Annotated in this window: 20 protein-coding genes and 4 tRNA genes; 12 read left to right on the top strand and 12 right to left on the bottom strand. The window is 57.7% G+C overall.

The features are described 5' to 3' along the window. Positions 1 to 90: 90 nt before the first annotated feature. Positions 91 to 411 carry a hypothetical protein gene (locus G364_RS0108545; RefSeq protein ID WP_019934727.1) on the bottom strand — a complete coding sequence of 107 codons (321 nt, stop codon included), beginning with the start codon at positions 409 to 411 and terminating at the stop codon, positions 91 to 93. A 76-nt stretch (positions 412 to 487) separates the two neighbouring features. Beyond that, complete coding sequence (gene bioH / locus G364_RS0108540; protein ID WP_019934726.1) at positions 488 to 1258, bottom strand: pimeloyl-ACP methyl ester esterase BioH; 771 nt, start codon at positions 1256 to 1258, stop codon at positions 488 to 490. 27 nt (positions 1259 to 1285) lie between these two features. On the opposite strand from bioH, the gene G364_RS0108535 reads away from it, so the two are divergent. Next, positions 1286 to 1981 (top strand): ComFC family protein, encoded by a 696-nt coding sequence (locus G364_RS0108535; protein ID WP_026344797.1) that lies wholly within the window; start codon positions 1286 to 1288, stop codon positions 1979 to 1981. 72 nt (positions 1982 to 2053) lie between these two features. Beyond that, on the top strand, positions 2054 to 2632 hold the full coding sequence (gene nfuA, locus G364_RS0108530; RefSeq protein WP_019934724.1) for a Fe-S biogenesis protein NfuA: 579 nt from the start codon (positions 2054 to 2056) through the stop codon (positions 2630 to 2632). A gap of 85 nt (positions 2633 to 2717) precedes the next feature. Here nfuA and gpsA read toward each other — a convergent pair whose 3' ends face one another. From gpsA to G364_RS0108515, 3 genes are read right to left on the bottom strand one after another with little or no spacing between them, the layout of a single operon-like run. Further along, on the bottom strand, positions 2718 to 3722 hold the full coding sequence (gpsA, locus tag G364_RS0108525; protein ID WP_019934723.1) for an NAD(P)H-dependent glycerol-3-phosphate dehydrogenase: 1005 nt from the start codon (positions 3720 to 3722) through the stop codon (positions 2718 to 2720). Further along, positions 3722 to 4207 (bottom strand): protein-export chaperone SecB, encoded by a 486-nt coding sequence (gene secB, locus G364_RS0108520; protein WP_019934722.1) that lies wholly within the window; start codon positions 4205 to 4207, stop codon positions 3722 to 3724. Before secB ends, gpsA begins: the two co-directional genes overlap by 1 nt. 33 nt (positions 4208 to 4240) lie before the next feature. Beyond that, positions 4241 to 4672 carry a rhodanese-like domain-containing protein gene (locus G364_RS0108515; RefSeq protein WP_019934721.1) on the bottom strand — a complete coding sequence of 144 codons (432 nt, stop codon included), beginning with the start codon at positions 4670 to 4672 and terminating at the stop codon, positions 4241 to 4243. 215 nt (positions 4673 to 4887) lie between these two features. Between G364_RS0108515 and gpmM the strand changes: the two genes are divergently transcribed. Next, a complete protein-coding gene (gpmM, locus tag G364_RS0108510; RefSeq protein WP_019934720.1) occupies positions 4888 to 6420 on the top strand; it encodes a 2,3-bisphosphoglycerate-independent phosphoglycerate mutase in 1533 nt (510 codons plus the stop codon). Positions 6421 to 6430: 10 nt separating this feature from the next. Then, positions 6431 to 7636: a murein hydrolase activator EnvC gene (gene envC / locus G364_RS0108505; RefSeq protein ID WP_019934719.1), complete on the top strand. Its 1206-nt coding sequence runs from the start codon at positions 6431 to 6433 to the stop codon at positions 7634 to 7636. Here the strand turns inward: envC and G364_RS0108500 are convergent. Both G364_RS0108500 and G364_RS0108495 read right to left on the bottom strand, forming a co-directional pair. After that, a complete protein-coding gene (locus tag G364_RS0108500; RefSeq protein WP_019934718.1) occupies positions 7633 to 7884 on the bottom strand; it encodes a YkgJ family cysteine cluster protein in 252 nt (83 codons plus the stop codon). The genes envC and G364_RS0108500 overlap by 4 nt on opposite strands. Next, a complete protein-coding gene (locus G364_RS0108495; protein WP_019934717.1) occupies positions 7884 to 8546 on the bottom strand; it encodes a gamma-glutamylcyclotransferase in 663 nt (220 codons plus the stop codon). Before G364_RS0108495 ends, G364_RS0108500 begins: the two co-directional genes overlap by 1 nt. 14 nt (positions 8547 to 8560) lie before the next feature. Here G364_RS0108495 and G364_RS0108490 point away from each other — a divergent pair, with 14 nt between their 5' ends. Both G364_RS0108490 and G364_RS0108485 read left to right on the top strand, forming a co-directional pair. After that, positions 8561 to 8938, top strand: coding sequence for an acetyl-CoA sensor PanZ family protein (locus tag G364_RS0108490; protein ID WP_019934716.1), 378 nt, complete (start codon positions 8561 to 8563; stop codon positions 8936 to 8938). Between the two features lie 28 nt (positions 8939 to 8966). Continuing rightward, positions 8967 to 10343: a class II fumarate hydratase gene (locus G364_RS0108485; RefSeq protein ID WP_026344796.1), complete on the top strand. Its 1377-nt coding sequence runs from the start codon at positions 8967 to 8969 to the stop codon at positions 10341 to 10343. 57 nt (positions 10344 to 10400) lie between these two features. On the opposite strand, the gene G364_RS0108480 is transcribed toward G364_RS0108485, so the two are convergent. The 5 genes from G364_RS0108480 to G364_RS0108460 form a co-directional block, all read right to left on the bottom strand. Continuing rightward, a complete protein-coding gene (locus tag G364_RS0108480) occupies positions 10401 to 11246 on the bottom strand; it encodes an IclR family transcriptional regulator (RefSeq protein WP_019934714.1) in 846 nt (281 codons plus the stop codon). Positions 11247 to 11429: 183 nt separating this feature from the next. Beyond that, positions 11430 to 11506, bottom strand: a tRNA-Pro gene (locus G364_RS0108475). 19 nt (positions 11507 to 11525) lie between these two features. Further along, positions 11526 to 11612: transfer RNA gene (locus G364_RS0108470), tRNA-Leu, on the bottom strand. 34 nt (positions 11613 to 11646) lie between these two features. Beyond that, positions 11647 to 11722, bottom strand: a tRNA-His gene (locus tag G364_RS0108465). 25 nt (positions 11723 to 11747) lie between these two features. Beyond that, positions 11748 to 11824, bottom strand: a tRNA-Arg gene (locus G364_RS0108460). Positions 11825 to 12051: 227 nt separating this feature from the next. Between G364_RS0108460 and G364_RS0108455 the strand changes: the two genes are divergently transcribed. The 6 genes from G364_RS0108455 (at position 12052) to G364_RS0108430 (ending at position 20333) form a co-directional block, all read left to right on the top strand. Then, on the top strand, positions 12052 to 12618 hold the full coding sequence (locus tag G364_RS0108455) for a TetR/AcrR family transcriptional regulator (RefSeq protein ID WP_019934713.1): 567 nt from the start codon (positions 12052 to 12054) through the stop codon (positions 12616 to 12618). Between the two features lie 25 nt (positions 12619 to 12643). Next, positions 12644 to 13765, top strand: coding sequence for an efflux RND transporter periplasmic adaptor subunit (locus G364_RS0108450; protein WP_019934712.1), 1122 nt, complete (start codon positions 12644 to 12646; stop codon positions 13763 to 13765). 12 nt (positions 13766 to 13777) lie between these two features. Then, entirely contained in the window at positions 13778 to 16855 is a 3078-nt protein-coding gene (locus G364_RS0108445) for a multidrug efflux RND transporter permease subunit (protein WP_019934711.1), read from the top strand. Positions 16856 to 16931: 76 nt separating this feature from the next. Next, on the top strand, positions 16932 to 17840 hold the full coding sequence (locus G364_RS0108440) for a DMT family transporter (protein ID WP_019934710.1): 909 nt from the start codon (positions 16932 to 16934) through the stop codon (positions 17838 to 17840). A 33-nt stretch (positions 17841 to 17873) separates the two neighbouring features. Beyond that, positions 17874 to 18533 (top strand): GntR family transcriptional regulator, encoded by a 660-nt coding sequence (locus G364_RS0108435; RefSeq protein WP_040614561.1) that lies wholly within the window; start codon positions 17874 to 17876, stop codon positions 18531 to 18533. Positions 18534 to 18542: 9 nt separating this feature from the next. Beyond that, positions 18543 to 20333, top strand: a complete 1791-nt coding sequence (locus G364_RS0108430) for an aminopeptidase P family protein (RefSeq protein WP_019934708.1) — start codon at positions 18543 to 18545, stop codon at positions 20331 to 20333. The last annotated feature ends 33 nt before the right edge of the window (positions 20334 to 20366 follow it).

Genomic DNA, 20366 nt, shown 5'->3' with positions numbered 1-20366 from the left:
ACGTGATCTCGTTGTTCAGCAAAAAGAGCACGAATTTTACACACAGCGCCGGATTATTTCTATTTTCAGTCAACGGCCACTGCGCGGTCGTCAGACCTCCACATCCAGCACGGCATCCGCCTGCCCTTCCAGGTCGTGATAACGCCGGTTGATCACTTCCAGCCGGCGGCTCATGGCCGGGCTGGTGCCAATCAGACAAACCGCGCCCTGATGCAGACTCAGCCAGGCTTCAAAGGCATCTTCCCGCCGGCTGCGCTGGCGTTGCCGGTCACGCTGACGAATGGCCACATAAGGCTGTACCGCCCGAATAACCGGGATGGCAGGGCGGCGCACATTATCTGCCCGGGCCGCCTCGGTGGCGGGCTGGGCCGGATTGGGCGGCATATTGGGCAGAATGACGGGTATGGCCATAACGGTTTCCTTCAAGGCGAGATTGCCTGTCAGTTCTGACTATAGCCCAGAGCGTCCGGCGGGGCAGCAAGCCGGCTCACTTCAGCCGGTGTAAAAAGTCTCTTATTCTGTCCGCAGTGGCATCGGGGTGAGAAATAAAGGGCGCGTGAGAGGCTTTGGGCTCAATATGGCTGTCACTGTCAGGTGCCAGCTCGTCGGTCAGCACCGCCGCCTTGCGCGGCACCAGACCATCAAGCCGGCCATAAAGCCGTAGCAGCGGCATCTCCAGCTGTGCCAGCTGGGCCCGAAGGTCAGTCTCGCCCAGCAGACCAAGGCCAGCTGCCAGTGCCCGGGGATCCGGTGCCGGCCGACTGGCCAGACTGTTACGCAGCCGACGAATGTCTTCCCGGGCGTGTTCACTGCCCATGGCCTGCAGTGCCAGGAAACGGTTTACCACCTGCTGATGGTCCTCTGTCAGTTGCTGTTCAAAACCACTCAGCACCTCGGGCTTAATACCGGGCCAGCCCGCTTCACTGACAAAGCGGGGCGAACTTGCCAGGGTAATTAACGCGCTTAGCCGCTGTGGTGCCTGCAGTGCCGCCTGAGTAGCCACCAGCCCGCCCAGCGACCAGCCCAGCCAGGCGGCGTGTTCCGGCACCACTTTCAGTACACTGGCGGCCCAGTCAGCCAAAGAGCTGCCTGCTGGCAACGGCGCGCTGTGGCCAAATCCCGGCAAGTCCACCATATGCAGACAAAAATCACTTTCCAGCCTGCCGGCCAGCTCATGCCAGACGCCGCCGTTCATGCCCCAGCCATGCAGCAACACCAAATCAGGGCCACTGCCCCGCCGTTCTGTATATACACTCATTACATGTTTCCTTATCGTCTCCGGCCCATCATACGGCCCCTGCTGGCCCGCTTACAATCCGGCCCGTTGTGGCAGGGACAGTGCCTGTTGTGCCGGCAGGACTGTGATGAGCAGCCATTGTTATGCCGGCATTGCCGCACCGGTCTGCCGGTGCTGACTTATCCCTGCCCGGGTTGTGCTTTTCCGCTGCCGGTAGACGATGCCCACTGTGGCCGCTGTCAGAAACAGCCGCCGGCCTGGCAGCGCATGCGGGTGCTGGCCCCTTTTGATGCTCCCTTTAACCGGCTGATCCACAATCTGAAATATCACGGAAAAATGCTCAATGGCCGCCTGCTGGGGCACTTGCTGGCTGCTGAGCTGACCCCGCCATGGCCTGAAGCCATACTGCCGGTGCCGCTGCACTGGTGGCGACAGTTGCGCCGGGGCTTTAACCAGAGCCATGAAATAGCCCGTGGCCTGCAGTCATGCCTGGATCTGCACATAGATAGCCGGGTGCTGCGTCGGGTGCGTGCCACCGCAGCGCAAACCCATCTGAGCAGAGCAGAGCGCCGGCGCAATCTGACCGGAGCCTTTGCTGTTGCTAACTGCCGCTATCGCCACGTCGCCCTGCTGGACGATGTGATCACCACCGGATCCACCATGACGGAGCTGACTCACTTGCTGCACGACAATGGCGTGGAAACCGTCGAAGTCTGGGCAGTGTGCCGCACTCTTGAACGCTGATCACTATTCAAGCGCTGGCAACAGGAGTATGATTTAAAGTTGAGTTGTTTAGTCAGGTTTACGAGGATAGCGATGATTACGATTTCCGAAACCGCCCAGGGGCACTTCTGCAAGCTGCTGTCGCAGCAGCCGGAAGGCACCAATATTCGCGTGTTTGTGGTTAACCCCGGCACACCCAATGCCGAGTGCGGCGTTTCTTACTGTCCTCCCGATGCAGTGGATCCGGAAGATACCCATCTGCAGTTTGATGGTTTTGAAGCCGTGGTTGACCCGCAAAGCGCCCCCTTTCTGGAAGAAGCCGAAATTGATTTCGTCACCGATCAGATGGGCTCTCAGCTGACCCTGAAAGCTCCCAATGCCAAAATGAGCAAGGTGCCGGATGATGCCCCTCTGGCCGACCGGGTCGAATATGTGCTGCAGTCCCAGATCAACCCCGGGCTGGCCAGTCACGGCGGTCAGGTAGTGCTGACCGAGATCACCGAAGACGGCCTGGCCATTCTGCAGTTTGGCGGCGGCTGTAACGGTTGCTCCATGGTAGACGTCACCCTGAAGGAAGGTATCGAGAAGCAACTGCTCGAGCTGTTCCCGGGTGAACTCAACGGCGTGCGCGACGCCACCGAGCACCAGCGCGGCGACCACTCCTACTACTGAGCGCATTCGCCCGAAAGCAAAAAGGAGCCACAAAGGCTCCTTTTGTTTGGGTGTTCACTTCGAGCTTATCGCTTCAAGCTCTCTGCTACTCCGCTTTGCGATCCCGGCTGAGCAGGGCAATGGCGGCCTCTTTGGCGTTCTTGCCTTCATACAACACCCGGTACACCTGATCGCAAATGGGCATTTCCACCCCATGACGACCCGCCAGCTGATGCACTTCGGCGGCGTTACGATAACCTTCCACCACCTGACCGATCTCGGCCATGGCGGTATCTACGCTCTTGCCCTGCCCCAGTGCCAGGCCAAAACGACGGTTACGGGACTGGTTATCGGTGCAGGTGAGCACCAGATCGCCCAGCCCGGCCATGCCCATAAAGGTATCCTGCTGAGCACCCAGGGCCACGCCCAGACGTTGCAGCTCGGCCAGCCCGCGAGTAATAAGCGCAGTGCGGGCATTGGCACCAAAACCCAGCCCGTCTGCCAGACCGGCACCAATGGCAATCACGTTTTTGACGGCACCGCCCAGCTGCAGCCCCACCATATCGTCGTTCAGATATACCCGGAACGAGCGGCCACAGTGCAGCAGATCGGCCAGCTCTCTGGCAAAGCCGGCATCGTTGGATGCCAGGGAAATAGCCGTGGGCAGGCCCATGGCCAGCTCTTTGGCAAAGGTTGGCCCCGACAATACCGCCAGCGCCCTGTTTTCACCCAGAATATCGGTCGCAACCTGCTGCAGCAGGTTGCCGGTATCCGGATCCAGCCCCTTGGTTGCCCAGGCAATACGACTGTCCGGGCGCAAAAACGGCTTTATTTGGCGTAACACATCGGCAAACACATGGCTGGGCACCACAATCAGCAAATTGCGGCTGGCCTGCACCACTTGCTGCAGATCAGCGTTCGGTATCAGGCTGTCGGGAAAGGCCGCATCGGGCAGAAAAACCTTGTTACAACGGTCTGCCGCCAGCGTGGCCACCTGCTCGGGCCTGTGGCTCCACAGCAGGGTACGGTGGCCGTTGCGGGCCAGCGCAATAGCCAGGGCCGTGCCGTAAGAGCCGGCCCCCAGCACTGAAATGGCAGCCTGCCGGGTCATCAGGCATCGGCCTGCTGCTGTTGCTCCTGAGCGCGCTGCATATGAGCGGCAAACAGAGCATCAAAGTTGACCGGCGCCAGATTCAGCTGTGGGAAGGAGCCCTTGTTCACCAGACCGGATACAGTTTCACGGGCATAGGGGAACAGAATATTGGGGCAGAAAGAACCCAGGCAATGAGCCAGCTGCGGCTCGGCCATGTTACCGATGGTGAACACACCAGCCTGCTGAATTTCACACAGGTAAACGGTTTCGTTTTCGCCCATGTTGCAGGTGACGGTCAGGGTCAGCACCACTTCAAATACATTGTCACCCAGGCGGGCGCTTTTGGTGTCGAGATCCAGTTTAACTTCGGGTTTCCATTCCTTCTGGAACACCACGGGCGTACCCGGTGCTTCAAAGGACACGTCTTTCAGATAAATACGCTGGATCTGAAATTCTACCTGTTGTTGCGCCTGAGTGTCGGCACCGTTTGCTGCTTCAGCCATGAAACTATCCTTTTGCTCAATGGGTTATAAAAATTAACGCTTGGTGGTCACCGGCAGGTTCTGAGTGCGCCAGTCGGTCATGCCGCCGCGCAAAGTATGAACCTGGCTGAAGCCCGCCTTGCTCAGCAGGCGGCCGGCTCCGGAGGTGGTCATGCCGCTTTCACAGACCAGCACCAGCGGTTTGTCTTTATACTTTTCAATCAGATTGAGGTTGTTGGCCTTCAGCTGACTGTTGGGTACATTAATGGCACCGGCAATATGGCCTTTGCGGAATTCTTCTGCGGTCCGAATATCCACCACGGCAGCATTCTGCTTGTTAATCAGCATGACCGCTTCCTGAGCCGGAATCACCTTCACCTTGGAAAAACGGGCAATGATAAAGGTATATATCACTGCCATGGCCAACCCCAGCCAAACCATGCTCAGCAGCGGATGCCGGCCGGCAAAATCAAGGTATTCTTGCATGATGTTACTTCTTGCGAATGAAAGACGGAAAAGCCCGAGTATACATGGGGAAACATCAAATAACAGCCGCCGCTTTCCGCCCAAATGCGGGACGGATCACCCAATGGCAAATCCCACACCCCTTGTCTGGTGACCAATTCGGCAATTGTAGTAAAATGACACACAGTTTCAGTTTTCATCGCATGACACTTTAAATAACGATATAGGGTTACACCATGAACTCGACCAAAAAACCCCTGGTACTGCTGATTCTCGACGGCTGGGGGTACAGCGAAAAAACCGAACATAACGCCATTCACAGCGCTCATACTCCCGTGCTCGACGGCCTGATGAAGAACCGGCCTTCCACCCTGATCTCTACGTCAGGTGACGATGTGGGTCTGCCCGACGGGCAGATGGGTAACTCGGAAGTAGGTCACGTCAATATTGGTGCCGGCCGCATTGTTTATCAGGACTTCACCCGCATCGGCAAGGCCATTAAAGACGGCGACTTCTTTACTAACCCGGCCCTGACCAAGGCGGTGGATGGTGCCGTGAGCAAGGGCAAAGCGGTGCATATTATGGGCCTGCTGTCGCCCGGTGGCGTGCACAGCCATGAAGATCATATTGCTGCCATGATTGAACTGGCCGCCCAGCGCGGTGCCGAACAAATCTATCTGCATGGCTTTCTCGACGGCCGGGATGTGGCCCCGCGTTCAGCCATGAGTTCACTCCAACGTTTTGACGATTTGTTTACAAAACTGGGTAAAGGCCGGCTGGCCTCCGTCATTGGCCGCTACTACGCCATGGACAGGGACAACCGCTGGGAGCGGGTGCAAATTGCCTATGATCTGCTGACTCAGGGCAAGGCGGAATACAGCGCCGGATCAGGGCCTGCTGCCTTGCAGGCAGCCTATCACAGAGACGAGAACGACGAGTTCGTAAACGCCACTGTGATCGGCGAGCCGGTTATCATGCAGGATGATGACGCCGTCATCTTTATGAACTTCCGTGCCGACCGGGCCCGGGAGCTGACCCGTGCCTTTGTGGAGAGCGACTTCGCCGGCTTTGAACGCAGCCACTATCCGGCCCTGTCCGATTTTGTGATGCTCACTGAATATGCTGCCGATATTCACACCAGTTGCGCTTATCCGCCGGTCCGGCTGGAAAACACCCTCGGAGAGTGGCTGGCCAATCACAACAAGACCCAGCTGCGCATCTCTGAAACCGAGAAATACGCTCATGTTACCTTCTTCTTTAACGGCGGCATGGAAGACTGTTTCAGGGGCGAACAGCGCGAGTTGATTCCAAGCCCTCAGGTGGCTACCTATGATCTGCAGCCGGAAATGAACTCTGAGCAGCTCACCGACAAGCTGGTAGACGCCATTGAAAGCGGCGAGTTCGACGTCATTATCTGCAACTACCCCAACGGTGACATGGTAGGTCATACCGGTGTATTTGAAGCGGCGGTCAAAGCCTGCGAAGCGGTAGACAGATCTATTGGCCGGGTGGTGAAAGCCCTGGAGAAAGTCGGTGGCGAAGCCCTGATCACCGCCGATCACGGCAATGCCGAGCAAATGGTCAACCCACAGACCGGTCAGGCTCATACCGCTCATACCAACCTGCCGGTGCCGCTGATTTACATCGGCCGGGATGCCACGCCGGTAGCAGGCGGCAGGCTGTCCGATCTGGCCCCCACCATACTGACCCTGATGGGGCTGGAGATTCCGCCGCAAATGACTGGCAAGCCTCTGATGGTTCTGAAATAATCACGGCCCTATGGGCACGCAAAGACTGATTGTTTCGTTATTGCTGAGCACCGGCCTGATGGCCGGTGCTTGCGCATGGGCGGACGACAGCAAGGACCTGGGCAATGTAAAAGGACAGATTGCCAGCCAGCAAAAGGATATTCAGACTCAGCAGCGGGAGCTGAAGGCATTGCAGCAACAGCTGGCCAAGGATGAAAAAGCCATTTCCGCCATGGCACGACAGCTGAACCAGACGCGCAACAAGCTGAAAGGCAACGAGCAGGAGCTGGCCCGGCTCGATCAGGAACACAAAGCCCTGAACCGTCAGGCTGATGAACAAAAACAGCAGCTGGCCACACAGCTGCGCGCTGCCTATCAGAATGGCCGCCACGATTATCTGAAGCTGCTGCTTAATGGTCAGGACAGCAGTGATATAGACCGTCTGCTGCACTATTACGCCCACCTTAACCAGGCCCGCGCCGATGCGCTGCACAGACTGGCCGACATTCGCCGCCAGCTGGCGGATAACCGCCGCCGGGCCGAGCAGAGCCGGGTTCAGCTCAAAGCGCTGCTGGCAGGCCAGCAACAACAGCAACAATCGCTGCAACAACGGCAAAATGAGCGTAACCAGACCGCTAAAAAGCTTAACGCTCAGCTGGAGCAGGGTAACCGCCGGCTGGCCAATCTCAAGCAGGCTGCCAGCCACCTTGAACAACAGATAAAAGCCGCCGCCGAGCGCGCCGAACGAGAACGGCTGGAGCGTGAACGCCGTGAAGCCGCTGCCCGTCGTCAGCCCGGCCCCTCGGGTCACACGCCGGTGGTGGCCAAAACTCAAGGAAACTTTGGCGGCCTGGCCAAAGGCAGCCTGCCCTGGCCACTGAAAGGCAAACTGCAGCATCGCTTTGGCTCATCGCGCACCAGTGAACTGAACTGGAAAGGCCTGCTGATTTCCGCTCCCGCCGGACGGCAAGTCAGTGCGGTGGCCAATGGCCAGGTCGTGTATGCCGACTGGCTGAACGGCTTTGGCATGGTGATGGTGATTGATCACGGAAAAGGTTATTTAAGCCTTTACGGTCATAACCAGTCTTTACTGCTGGGGCCCGGTGACAAGGTCAAGGCCGGCCAGGCCATTGCTCTGAGTGGTGAAAGCGGCGGCCAGGACAAGCCCGGCCTGTATTTTGAAATACGCTACAAAGGTCAGGCCGTCGATCCCCTGCCCTGGCTGCGCCGGGGTTAGGCCGTCGCCGCTTCCAGCTCGCTGATAAGCCAGATGGCGTTGTCCCGGCTGGTGCCGCATACGTCTTCGGCCGGGTTGAAACGGGCACACAACGCCGGCCGCTCGGGCCTGCCGAACAGCTCACAGCGCATGTCTGCCATTAAATGAGCACAGGGCACGCCCGCCGGTTTACCATTGGGCATGCCCGGCAAAGGTGCACTGATGCTGGGTGCAATACAACAGGCACCACAATTGGAGCGACACTCCATTAATACTCTCCTTCCGCCGGCAGCAAGGCGGCCAGTGCGGATACATGCTCGTCGTGCACGCCCTGGGCAGCCAGCGCACTCGCCAGGTTCAGCAAATATTCCCGGTTACTGCCGCTGGGGCCGTGAGCGCGGGCGATGTGAGCTGCCATTTCCTTCAGCGGAGCGGCTCCCAAAAAAGCCGCATTATCTTCGGTGGCAAGATAAATCAGCCCTTCCTCACCCCGGCCGCCGTCAAACCGGATGATGACCCGCTCCCGCAAATAGCCGTTCTTTTCTCTGAGGTCGAGCCCGGCCAGCACCGCCGGCTCAATACGATAGGCCATGCCATAACAGAGCGCGTCCGGCTGACAGGTCAGGGTTGCCACCCGCCCCGGTAACTCCGGCGTGCCTCTGTGATCATGAGAACCCTGCCAGAACCGCCGCGCCCAGCCTTCAATATAAGCGGGCCTGCGTTCAATAAAGGCAAAGTCTGCCTTCCAGATCAGGGAGCCATAACCAAACAGCCAGAAGCTGTCATGCTGATCGAAATGGGTCATGGCGCTGTTGTGCGCCCGGGTATCAAAGCTCATTGCAAACATCATGGTAGAAAACACGCCGCCATGATGCCGCTCGGGCCGGCGTTTGTCGAACCGGCCGCGTGTTAGAATAGGTATTTTCATCATCAGGGAGCGGCATTATGCGCCTTACCATACACCGGCTTACTCACCTTCCCGAGCAGCATCATCAGCATGCCGGACTTATTCTGCAGCAGCATACTCTGCCGGAGAAACAGCCCTTTTTACTGGCCACCTTCAACGATAAGGCGGTGGCCATGGCGTGGCACCGGCAGGAGCAAATTGTATTTTTTGCAGTACGGGACATTACCCGCCGCCGGGGCGTAGGCAGCGAGCTGTTGCGCCGGCTGAAAGAGCAGGCCAAAGCAGAGGGCCTGACCCGGCTGGAACTGAATTTGAACGACGCGCCTGAACAGCAAACCGAGGCACTGGCGGCGTTTTTTGAGCAGGCGGGCTTTCACCGTCAGCAAGGAGTGCTAAGCTGTTCTCTGTATTCCTAACATCCTGAAATGAAAGGGGGAAGCAGTAATGAAAATGCGAACAGAGCAAGACTCCATGGGCAAAATAGAGGTGCCGGCCAAGGCCCTTTATGGTGCTCAGACCCAGCGCGCCATTAACAACTTTCCCATTTCAGGCACCCCTCTTCCCGCCGGCTTTATTCATGCGGTGGCAGCCATCAAGGCAGCCTGTGCCCATGCCAATAGTGAACTTGGCCGGCTGGAACAAAGCAAGGCCGATGCAATTCTTCAGGCCGCCCATAGTGTGATGCAGGGTCAACATGACGATGCCTTTCCGGTGGATGTGTTTCAGACCGGCTCGGGCACCAGCACCAATATGAACGTTAACGAAGTACTGGCGAACCTTGCCAGTGACCATGCCGGTCTGCCAGTGCACCCTAATGACGACGTCAACATGGGCCAGAGCTCCAATGACGTGATCCCGTCGGCCATTCATGTCAGTGCGGCGCTCGCCTTCAGCCGGGATCTGCTGCCGGCGCTGCACCAGCTGGAGCAAACCATACTGGGAAAAGGAGAACAGCTGCAGAACAAGGTAAAAACCGGCCGCACTCACCTGATGGATGCCATGCCCCTGCGCTTTGATCAGGAGCTGGGTGGCTGGGCCACTCAGATACAATATGGCCGCGACCGGCTGCAGGGGCTGCAGAGCCGGCTGCAGCAGCTTGCTCTTGGCGGCACCGCCATCGGCACCGGTATCAATGCCGATCCGCGTCAGGCCAGGCTGGCTTGTGACTACCTCAATCAGCTCACCGGCCAGGCGTTTTGTCCGGCAGAAGACTACTTCTATGCGCTCAGCAGCCAGGACACGGCGGTGGAGCTGTCGGGCCAGCTGAAAACCCTGGCGGTGGCACTGATGAAAATTGCCAACGATCTGCGCTGGATGAACTCGGGCCCGCTCACCGGTGTGGCCGAAATTCAGCTGCCGGCGCTGCAGCCGGGCTCATCCATTATGCCTGGTAAGGTCAACCCGGTTATTCCCGAGGCGGTGGCCATGGTGGCGGCCCAGGTAATCGGCTTGGATGCCGCCAATACCGTTGCCGGGCAGTCGGGCAACTTTCAGCTGAATGTGATGCTGCCGCTGGTGGCCAGCAACCTGCTCACCATGATCAAGCTGCTGGCCAACTGTACGCCCCTGCTGGCAGAAGCCATTGACGGCTTTATCCTGAACGAGGCACACATTGAAAAAAACCTGGCCCGCAATCCCATACTGGTCACGGCGCTGAATCCGGTGATCGGCTATGCAAAAGCCGCCGTCATTGCCAAAAAAGCCTATGCCGAGGGTCGCCCTGTTCTTGAGGTGGCGCAGGAAGAAACCGAGCTGTCTGACGCCGAGCTGCGCGAACTGCTTGACCCCGCCGCCCTGACCCGGGGCAGCCAGCAGCGTTAGGCCAGCCAGAGCAAGATGAGTGAATAAAATCGGCAGGTTGGAACGAAGCCCATCATGCTAGCGGTCAGTCTCCGGCTTTCGGCTGTTTGCTTTGGGAGTTTTGCCGCCAATCGCCTGCGTCACTTCCCTGGCAGCGTCCATTACCAGGGCACTGAGCTGGGGAATGCGCTCCCACTTTACCCGCACCGCCGGGCCCGAGATGGAAATGGCAGCCACCGCCTCGCCGTATTCGTTATAAATGTTGGCGGCAATGCAGCGCAGCCCTTCAAACTGCTCCTCGTCGTCGAGGGAATACCCCTGACGGGCAATTTTAACCAGTTCCTGCTCAAACTGACTGGGGTTGATAATGGTGTGCTCTGTGTAGGCTTTCATACCGCCATTACGTACCAGCTCCAGCGCCTCTTTCATGGGCAGGGCCGACAACAGCGCCTTGCCCACGCCGGCGGCATGCACCGGCGAGCGGCTGCCCAGAGACACCACCATGCGCATGGTCTGGGGGGATTCCACCTGGCCCACATAAACCACGCTGCCCTGCTCCAGAATGGCCAGGTTGGAGGTTTCACCGGTTTCTGCCACCAGCCGCTTCATATGCGGCCTGGCCTGGGCAATAAAATCGCGCTTTTTAAGGTAGGCATGACCGATGGAAAAGGCATTAACGCCTATGCTCCACAATCCCTGAGTATCATCAAGATCGACAAAATCATGGCTGCGCAGGCTGTTCAGCAGGCGATGGGCGGTAGAAGGTGCCAGCCCCAGGCTGCCGGCCACGTCGGTCAGCGACATGCCCATATCAGAGGCGGCCAGCCGTTCCAGCAGCAGCAGCGCTCGGGACAGGGACTGAACCTGGGTGGCACCACCCGCCTTGGTGTTTTTGGTTTTTTTGAGTTTTGTTTCGTCAGCCATTAAAAAGCCGTGTATTACAGAGACCTGGCTCACATTGTATGGTTAATTGTCGCGCAAGTCCCGCCCTGTGTGGCGCTAACTGTATACAGAAGAAAGGAAAATGAAAAACACGAATGCGCTAAACAGCGTCATGCCGATGCCGTGCTGCAGACGTAAAAAAACCGACCCTGAGGTCGGTTAATTTGGTCGGCGTTGCAGGATTCGAACCTGCGACCCTCTGGTCCCAAACCAGATGCGCTACCAGGCTGCGCTAAACGCCGTTAAACTGTTTGAAAGCAGTGGTGCGAAGGGGGGGACTTGAACCCCCACATCCGTAAGGACACTAACACCTGAAGCTAGCGCGTCTACCAATTCCGCCACCCTCGCATCGTGTACTGCTTTCCAGGCCGTGGCCTGAAACTGGGGTGACCGACGGGGCTCGAACCCGCGACAACTGGAATCACAATCCAGGACTCTACCAACTGAGCTACGGTCACCAGTATTACCTTGTCCAAAACCGAATGGCGCGCCCGACAGGATTCGAACCTGTGACCTCTGCCTCCGGAGGGCAGCGCTCTATCCAGCTGAGCTACGGGCGCTCTACATTTGGACGCTGCGAATACTAAGCGTCAGCCCTGCCCCTGTCCAGTACTTTTTTACTAACAAGACACGCCTGTCGCTTTTATCAGCACATTGCTGCTTTTTTTAACTAAAGTGATGATAAGGCCTGATGCAGACAATTGACTTGAGCCGGTAATTCTCTACAATCCTCAAAAGAGGAATGAACGTTCATTCACTCTGGGTTTCAAATGACGATGAGCAAGACATGGTAAACAAACGCGAGCGCATTCTTAATGCAGCGGAACACCTGATCGCCCATAAAGGTTTTCAGGGCATGTCGATGCAGCAGGTGGCCAACGAGGCCAATGTGGCCGCCGGCACCATTTATCGCTATTTCAAGGATAAAGAAAGCCTGCTGCGTTGTGTGCATGAAGAGCGGCTGCAAGAAGTATCCCAGGCCTTGCTGAAAGGGGTGAACACGCAACAGCCTTGCCTGGCGCAATTTCGCGTGCTGTGGCGTAACTGCCTGCATTATTTGCTGAGCAACCCCGACTGCCTGCTCTATCGTGTGCAGTATGAAGCGTCTCCCCTGTTCACACGGGAGGAGGAAGTACGCATGGATGAACGTTACTTCAAGCCGGTGTTCGAGTTTTTTGAACACGGCCGTGAAACCGGCTTGTTCCGGGATCTGCCTGCAGAGCTGCTGGGCTTTCTTGCCATGGAAAACCTGATGTTGCTTACCCAAAAACACACCCGGGGCTGCATTCAGCTGAGTGATGCTATTTTTGATGAGCTGATGGATGCTGCCTGGAACGCTATTTTAAAACGCTAACAACCACGTCGCGGGAGTGACTTCGATGAAAAAGTGGACCCTGTCCATGCTGCTGCTGGTAATTCTTATCTTTGGCAGCGTCATTGGTTTTAACCTGTTCAAACAAAAAATGATGGCCCAGTATTTTGCCAATATGCCGGTGCCCAGCTTTCCTGTCACCGTTACCGAAGTAACACCACAAGACTGGACTCCTCGTATTGCTGCTATCGGCTTTATTGAGCCGATTCAGGGCATTAATGTCAGCAACGAGTCTGCCGGCATTGTCCGTGCCATTCACTTTGAATCGGGTCAGCAGGTTAAAGCCGGTGATGTGCTGCTGGAACTGGATGCCGATGTAGAGAAAGCCAACCTGCGCAGTGCCGAGGGCCGCCTGCCTGCAGTTCAGGCAAACCTGGAGCGTATGCGTCAGCTGTTCCAGCGTGGCTCAGTGTCTCAGGGCCAGCTGGATGAGGCAAACGCCAACTACCGGGAACTGCTGGGGCAAATTGACTCTCTCAAGGCCACCATAGAGCGCCGTACCATTCGTGCACCTTTTCAGGGTGTAATGGGCATTCGTAACGCCTTTCTGGGTCAGTACCTGAATGCCGGCACCGATATTGCCCGACTGGAGGATATCAGCCAGTTCCGCATTCGCTTTACCATTCCTCAGACCCGCATTGCCGATATTCAGGTGGGCCAGACCCTGAATATTCTGGTGGATGCCTACCCGGACACGCCCTTTGAAGGTGAAATCACCGCCATTGAGCCACAAATTAACCCTGAATCCGGCGTAGTACAGGTGCAGGCCAGCATTCCCAATCCGGAAGGCAAGCTGCGCTCCGGCATGTTTGCCAAGCTGGATGTACAGCTGCCGGTGAAAACTGACCAGATTCTGGTGCCTCAGCATGCCATTAACTTCACCCTCTACGGCCAGACCGTGTATGTGGTAAAAGAAGAGCAGACCGACGATGGCGAAACCGTGCAAGTGGCCAGCCAGCGGGTAGTGGAAGTGGCCGAGCGTGAACAGGACTACGCCCGCGTGGTAAAAGGCCTGGAAGCCGGTGAAACCATAGTCACTTCGGGTCAGGTGCGCCTGTCTAACGGCAGCCGGGTCAAGCCGGTGGAAAGCGACGCCCTCAACACCCCAGAGTCGGCCCCCCTGCTGTAAGCGGAGAATTCCATGCGTTTTACCGATATCTTCATAAAACGGCCGGTACTGGCCGTCTCGATCAGCCTGCTGATCGTGCTGCTGGGGCTGCAGTCCCTGCAGAACATGCAGGTGCGAGAATATCCGGAAATGACCAACACCGTCATTACCGTGAACACCGGCTATTACGGTGCCAGTGCTGATCTGATACAGGGGTTTATCACTCAGCCTCTGGAGCAGGCCATTGCCCAGGCCGACAACATCGACTTTATGTCGTCGTCGAGCAGTAACGGCAAGTCTGTTATTACCGTACAGATGAAGCTGAACACCGATTCCAACGCGGCGCTGTCCGATATACTGGCCAGGGTCAATTCGGTGCGCTCACAGCTGCCCCGGGAAGCGGAAGATCCCAGCCTGGAGATGACCACGGGGGCTTCTACCTCCATTATGTATATCTCCTTCAGCAGTGAGCAGCTTAACTCGCCCCAGATCAATGACTATCTGGAACGGGTGGTGCGGCCACAGTTTTATTCGGTGGATGGCGTTGCCAAGATCAACCTGTTTGGTGGTGCCAAGTTTGCTCTGCGCATCTGGATTGATCCCCTGCGCCTGGCGGCTCAGCAGCTGACCGCTGCCGAGGTGCTGTCGGTGCTGCAGGCCAACAACTACCAGGCAGCCGCCGGCCAGTCTACCGGCTATTACATGCTCTATAACAGCGACATCAATACTCAGATAGAAACTGCCGAGGAGCTGGAGTCACTGGTGGTAGCAACCCGGGACGATGCCGTGGTGCGCCTGCGCGATGTGGCTAATGTGTCGCTGGAAAAGAGTCATGATGTGGTACGCGCCCTGGCTGATGGTCAGTCGGCGGTGATCATAGGTGTGGATCCGACGCCGTCGGCCAACCCGCTGAGCGTGGCTGAAAACGTGCGTAATATGCTGCCGGATCTCGAACGCAATATGCCCGACACCATCAAGATGGAACTGCTCTACGATGCTACCGATGCCATCAACGAGTCCATTTTTGAGGTAGTAAAAACCATTCTCGAAGCCTCATTGATCGTGGTAGTGGTGATCACTCTGTTCCTGGGCTCGCTGCGCGCCGTACTGATCCCCATTATTACCATACCGCTGTCGCTGATAGGCGTGGCCATTCTGATGAGCGCCTTTGGCTTCAGTATCAACCTGATGACCCTGCTGGCCATGGTACTTGCCATCGGCCTGGTGGTGGATGATGCCATTGTGGTGGTGGAAAACGTCGACCGCCACATCAAGGCCGGAGAGTCCCCCTATCGGGCTGCTATTCTTGGCACCCGGGAAATTGCGGTGCCGGTGATCACCATGACCATCACCCTGGCGGCGGTATACGCCCCCATTGCGCTGATGAGCGGCATTACCGGCTCTCTGTTCAAGGAGTTTGCGCTTACTCTGGCGGGGGCCGTATTTATCTCCGGCATAGTGGCACTGACCCTGTCGCCCATGATGTGTTCCAAGCTGCTCAAGCCCCACGACAACCCCAACCGCTTTGAGCGGGGCGTGGAGAATACCCTGGATCGCATGACCAACCGCTACAGCCGTATGCTGGATGCGGTGCTGGCCAAACGCCCGGTGGTCATCGCCTTTGCCCTGCTGGTGTTTGGCTCCATGCCGGTGCTGTTCAGCTTTATTCCCAGCGAGCTGGCGCCGAGCGAAGACAAGGGTGCCTTTCTGATGATGGCCAAGGCACCCAACACCGCCAACCTCGATTACATCGAAAATAATATGCGTGAAGCGGTGAAAGTGCTCAATAATGACGATGCTCTGTCCACTTCCCTGACCATTGCCGGCGTGCCCAACGCCAACCAGGGCCTGGCAGTCGCCGTACTCAAACCCTGGAGTCAGCGGGATGCGCAAAAAGCGGTGATTGAGCGGCTGACGCCACCGTTGCAGGCCATTCCGGCGGTGGCCATCAGTGCCTTTGAGTTCCCCGAGCTGCCCGGTGCCTCCAGCGGTTTGCCGGTGCAATATGTGCTGACCACCCCCAACAACTTTGAAAGCCTGTATGAAGTGGCCGCCGAGGTGCTGAAAAAAGTCAGCCAGAGCCCGCTGTTCGTCTACAGCGAGCTGGACCTGGCCTTTGACTCGGGCACCATGAAAATCAAGGTTAACAGAGACAAGGCCGGTGCCTATGGCGTGACCATGCAGGACATTGCCCTGACCCTGTCCACCATGATGAGTGACGGTTATGTTAACCGGGTGGATCTGGACGGCCGCAGCTATGAGGTGATCCCTCAGGTAGCCCGGGCCGACCGGCTTAATCCGGACTCCATCAAGGACTATTACGTGCGCGCCCATAACGGCGACATGGTGCCCCTGGCCAACCTGGTATCCATTACCATGGAAGCTCAGCCTCGCGCCCTGCCCCACTATAACCAGCTGAACTCGGCCACCATTGGTGCCGTACTCACGCCCGGAGTAAGCATGGGTGATGCCATTGGTTTTCTGGAGCAGGACGTCACCGCCGAACTGCCTAACGGTTATAACCACGACTATCTGGGCGCTGCCCGCCAGTTCGTGACCGAGGGCAATGCGCTGTATATGACCTTCCTGCTGGCGCTGTTCATCATCTTTCTGGTGCTGGCGTCCCAGTTTGAAAGTGTGCGCGATCCGCTGGTGATCATGGTGTCTGTGCCGCTGGCCATTTCCGGCGCTCTGGTGGCGCTGGCCTGGGGTCTGGCCACCATGAACATATACACTCAGGTGGGGCTTATTACCCTGGTGGGCATTATTACCAAGCACGGCATTCTGATGTGTGAAGTAGCCAAGGAAGAGCAGCTGCATCGTGGCAGAAGCCGGACCGAGGCCATTCGGGTGGCGGCCCGCATTCGTCTGCGCGCCATTCTGATGACCACCGCCGCCATGGTGGCGGGCCTGATTCCGCTGCTGTTTGCCACCGGTGCCGGTGCCTTCTCCCGCTTTGGCATGGGCATCGTCATTGTGTCCGGCCTGAGCATAGGTACACTGTTCACCCTGTTCGTGCTGCCGGTGATCTACACCTTCCTGGCATCACGGCATCAGCCGCTGCCGGAGTTTGACGAAACTCAGGCACCCAAGGCATTGCCGGAACAGTAAGCTGATTCAAATAAACCAAGGGCTGCATCACGCAGCCCTTTTTATTGAGCAATGCTGTAACAAGACAGGCAAAGAGATGAAAAATCAGAAAAAAGCCTATTTATACGGGCTGGGCGCGGTGGCCTGCTGGTCTACCGTGGCCAGCGCCTTCAAACTGTCGCTGGGTTACTTTGAACCGGCCCAGCTGCTGCTGGTGGCCACCCTCAGCTCACTGTTGTTACTGCTGGGACTGCTGGTGCGCCAGGGCAAACTGCATCTGCTGGGCCGCACCTTTAAACAGAATCCCGGTTACTACGCCCTGCTGGGGCTGATCAATCCGGCGCTGTATTATCTGGTACTGTTTCAGGCCTATGATCTATTACCGGCCCAGCAAGCCCAGACCCTCAACTACACCTGGGCCATTACCCTTACCCTGCTGGCGGTGCCCTTTCTGGGGCAGAGCATTCGCCGCCAGGACTGGATCGCCATACTGCTTGGCTACCTGGGTGCCATGGTCATCGCCACCAAAGGCAATTTGCTCAGCCTGGACTTTGACAGCCCGCTGGGGGTGGCGCTGGCACTGGCCTCCACCTTACTGTGGGCCGGCTACTGGATACTGAATACCCGCAACCAGGCCGAGCCGCTGGTTACTCTTACCCTGAGTTTTTTACTGGGGCTGCCGGTGATTGTGCTGGCCACCGCCTGGCTGTCGGATTTTTCCCTTACCGCCTGGCAGGGCTGGGTGGGAGCCATTTATGTGGGCTTGTTTGAAATGGGCTTTGCCTTTGTGATGTGGCTGCTGGCCCTGCGTTATGCGGAAAATACTGCCCGTATCTCAAATCTGATCTTTATCTCGCCCTTTGCATCTTTGCTGCTGCTGTGGCTGCTGGTGGGCGAACAAATTTACCCTGCCACTCTGGTGGGTTTGGTGATGATAGTCACGGCATTGCTCATTCAGCAATGGCAACCCCGCCGCCGGTTTGCCAACCATACAGAGGCAGAGTAGAGTGACTGATACCAAAAACGTATACGATTTTTCATGAGCCGAGCTCCCTATAAAACGCTTACCCAATCGGTGGTAGAAACGCTTCGGGCGCGCATTCTCAAAGGCGAGTTCAAGGCCGGCGCTCCTTTGCGCCAGGACACCCTGGCTCAGGAGCTGAATGTAAGCCGGGTTCCGGTGCGCGAAGCGCTGATGCAGCTGGAAGCCCAGGGCCTGGTCAAGTTTGAGGCTCACCGCGGTGCCGTGGTGACCGAGCTTGATGCCGAGGCGATTGACGAGCTGTTCTATCTGCGTGCCATGCTGGAAAGCGACTTGTTGTTTCAGGCCTTTGATCACCTCACTGAAGAACAGCTGAGTCAGGCCGATACCATTCTGGCCGAATTTGATCATATTCTGGAAACCGGCGATCAGATTGAACGCTGGAGTGAGCTGAACCGCCGCTTTCATACCACACTTTACGGCCCGGCTAACCGGCCGCGCACCCTGGCGCTGATAGATCAAATTAACCTTAGTTGCGACCGCTACATTCAGCTGGAGCTGCTGCACTCTCAGCAGGGCATTATTACCGCCGAGCGGGAACATACTCAGCTGTTAAGCCTGTGCCGTCAGCGGCGCAAGTTTGAAGCCGCCGCCCTGCTGCGCCAGCATATAGAATCCGCCGGCCATTCCATTAAACATCTGCTCAAGACCCGTTAAGGAATCACCATGACTCATGCCCAACGCCTTGCCAGTGTTCGCCACGACCTGCAGCAACAGCAGCTGGATGCCTTTATTGTGCCCCACGACGACGAGCACCTGGGTGAATATATTCCTCCCTATGCCGAGCGGCTGCACTGGCTGACCGGCTTTACCGGCTCTGCCGGCGCTGCCGTGGTGCTGGCCCGCAAGGCGGCGGTATTTGTGGATGGCCGCTATACGGTGCAGGTGCGCCATCAGTGCGATGCCAGCCTGTTTGAATATCGTCACCTGATTGAGCAGCCGGTGCTCGACTATGTGCTGAGCGAGCTGAATACCGGTGCTCGTGTGGGCTTTGATCCGCGTCTGCACAGCCGGAGCTGGTTTGATGCCGCCCAGCAGAAACTGGCCGCCCGCGGCCTGCAGCTGGTGCCGGTGAAGCACAACCCCGTAGACCGCCACTGGCACAACAGGCCCGAGCCGACAATTAACCCGGCCCTGTTGCTGAGCCAGGAATACAGCGGCCAGCACAGCGAAGCCAAGCGCAACCGTATTGCCGAACAACTGGCTGCCGGCAATATCGACGCGCAATTACTCACTCAGGCCGAGCCCATTAACTGGCTGCTCAATATTCGCGGCCGGGATATTCCCTGCCTGCCGGCGGTGTTAAGCTTTGCCCTGCTGCATAAGGACGGCAGCGTGCAATTATTTGCCGAGCCCGCCAAGTTTGAAGGCCTGGATCTGACCGCCCACTGCGGCCATAACGTGACCCTGGCGCCCTTTAACGCCCTGGAACAGGCACTGACCAAGCTGGGCAACAAGGGTGCCCGGGTGCAGCTGGACCCGGCTACCGCCAACGCCTGGAGCAGCCTGGTGCTGGAGCAGGCCGGTGCCAAAATCGTGTTTGCGGATGATCCCTGCATGCTGCCCAAGGCCTGCAAAAACCCGGTGGAAGTACAGGGCAGCCGTGCCGCTCACCTGCGCGACGGCGTGGCCGTGTGCCGCTTTCTGGCCTGGCTGGATCGCCGTCTTGAGCAGCCCGCTCCCGAGCGCGAAGACGAAGGCACCCTGGCCGACAAATTGCTGGCGCTGCGGGCCGAGCATGCCGATTTTGTCGAGCCCAGCTTCAGCACCATTTCGGCACTGGGGCCCAACGCCGCCATGTGCCACTACCATCATGACAACGGCACGCCGCGAAAGCTGGGTCAGGACGCTATCTATCTGGTGGACTCCGGCGGCCAGTATCTGGACGGCACCACCGACATTACCCGCACCGTAGCGGTAGGCGAGCCTGATGACGAGATGCGCAAACTGTTTACCCTGGTGCTGCGCGGCCATATTGATCTGGCCTGTGCCCGCTTTCCCGCCGGCACCGGCGGCCTGCAGCTGGATGCCCTGGCGCGCATGCCGCTGTGGCAGCAGGGCTACAACTTCGATCACGGCACCGGCCATGGCGTGGGCCATTACCTCAGCGTACACGAAGGTCCTCAGCGCATTTCACCCAAGGGCAGCACAGTGCCGCTGACCACCGGCATGATAGTGTCTAACGAGCCCGGCTATTACCGGGAAAACGCCTTTGGCATTCGCTGTGAAAACCTCGAAGTAGTACAACCCGCCGACACCTCCGGCGATATTCCGGTATTTGAGTTTGAAAACCTCACCTGGGTACCCTTTGACCGCCGGCTGATCGACAGCACCTGGCTGGAACCCAAACACATCGAATGGCTCAACGACTACCACGCGAATGTCTGGGAAAAGATCAGCCCGCAGCTGGAAGGCGAAGACCTCACCTGGCTCGAGCAGGCGACACGCCCGCTTTAAAGCCGGAAGCTTGAAGCTGAAAGCTGGAAGTTA

The sequence above is a fragment of the Oceanimonas smirnovii ATCC BAA-899 genome (assembly GCF_000381965.1).
Taxonomy (GTDB): domain Bacteria; phylum Pseudomonadota; class Gammaproteobacteria; order Enterobacterales; family Aeromonadaceae; genus Oceanimonas; species Oceanimonas smirnovii.
This window is presented reverse-complemented; position numbering and strand designations above follow the sequence as displayed.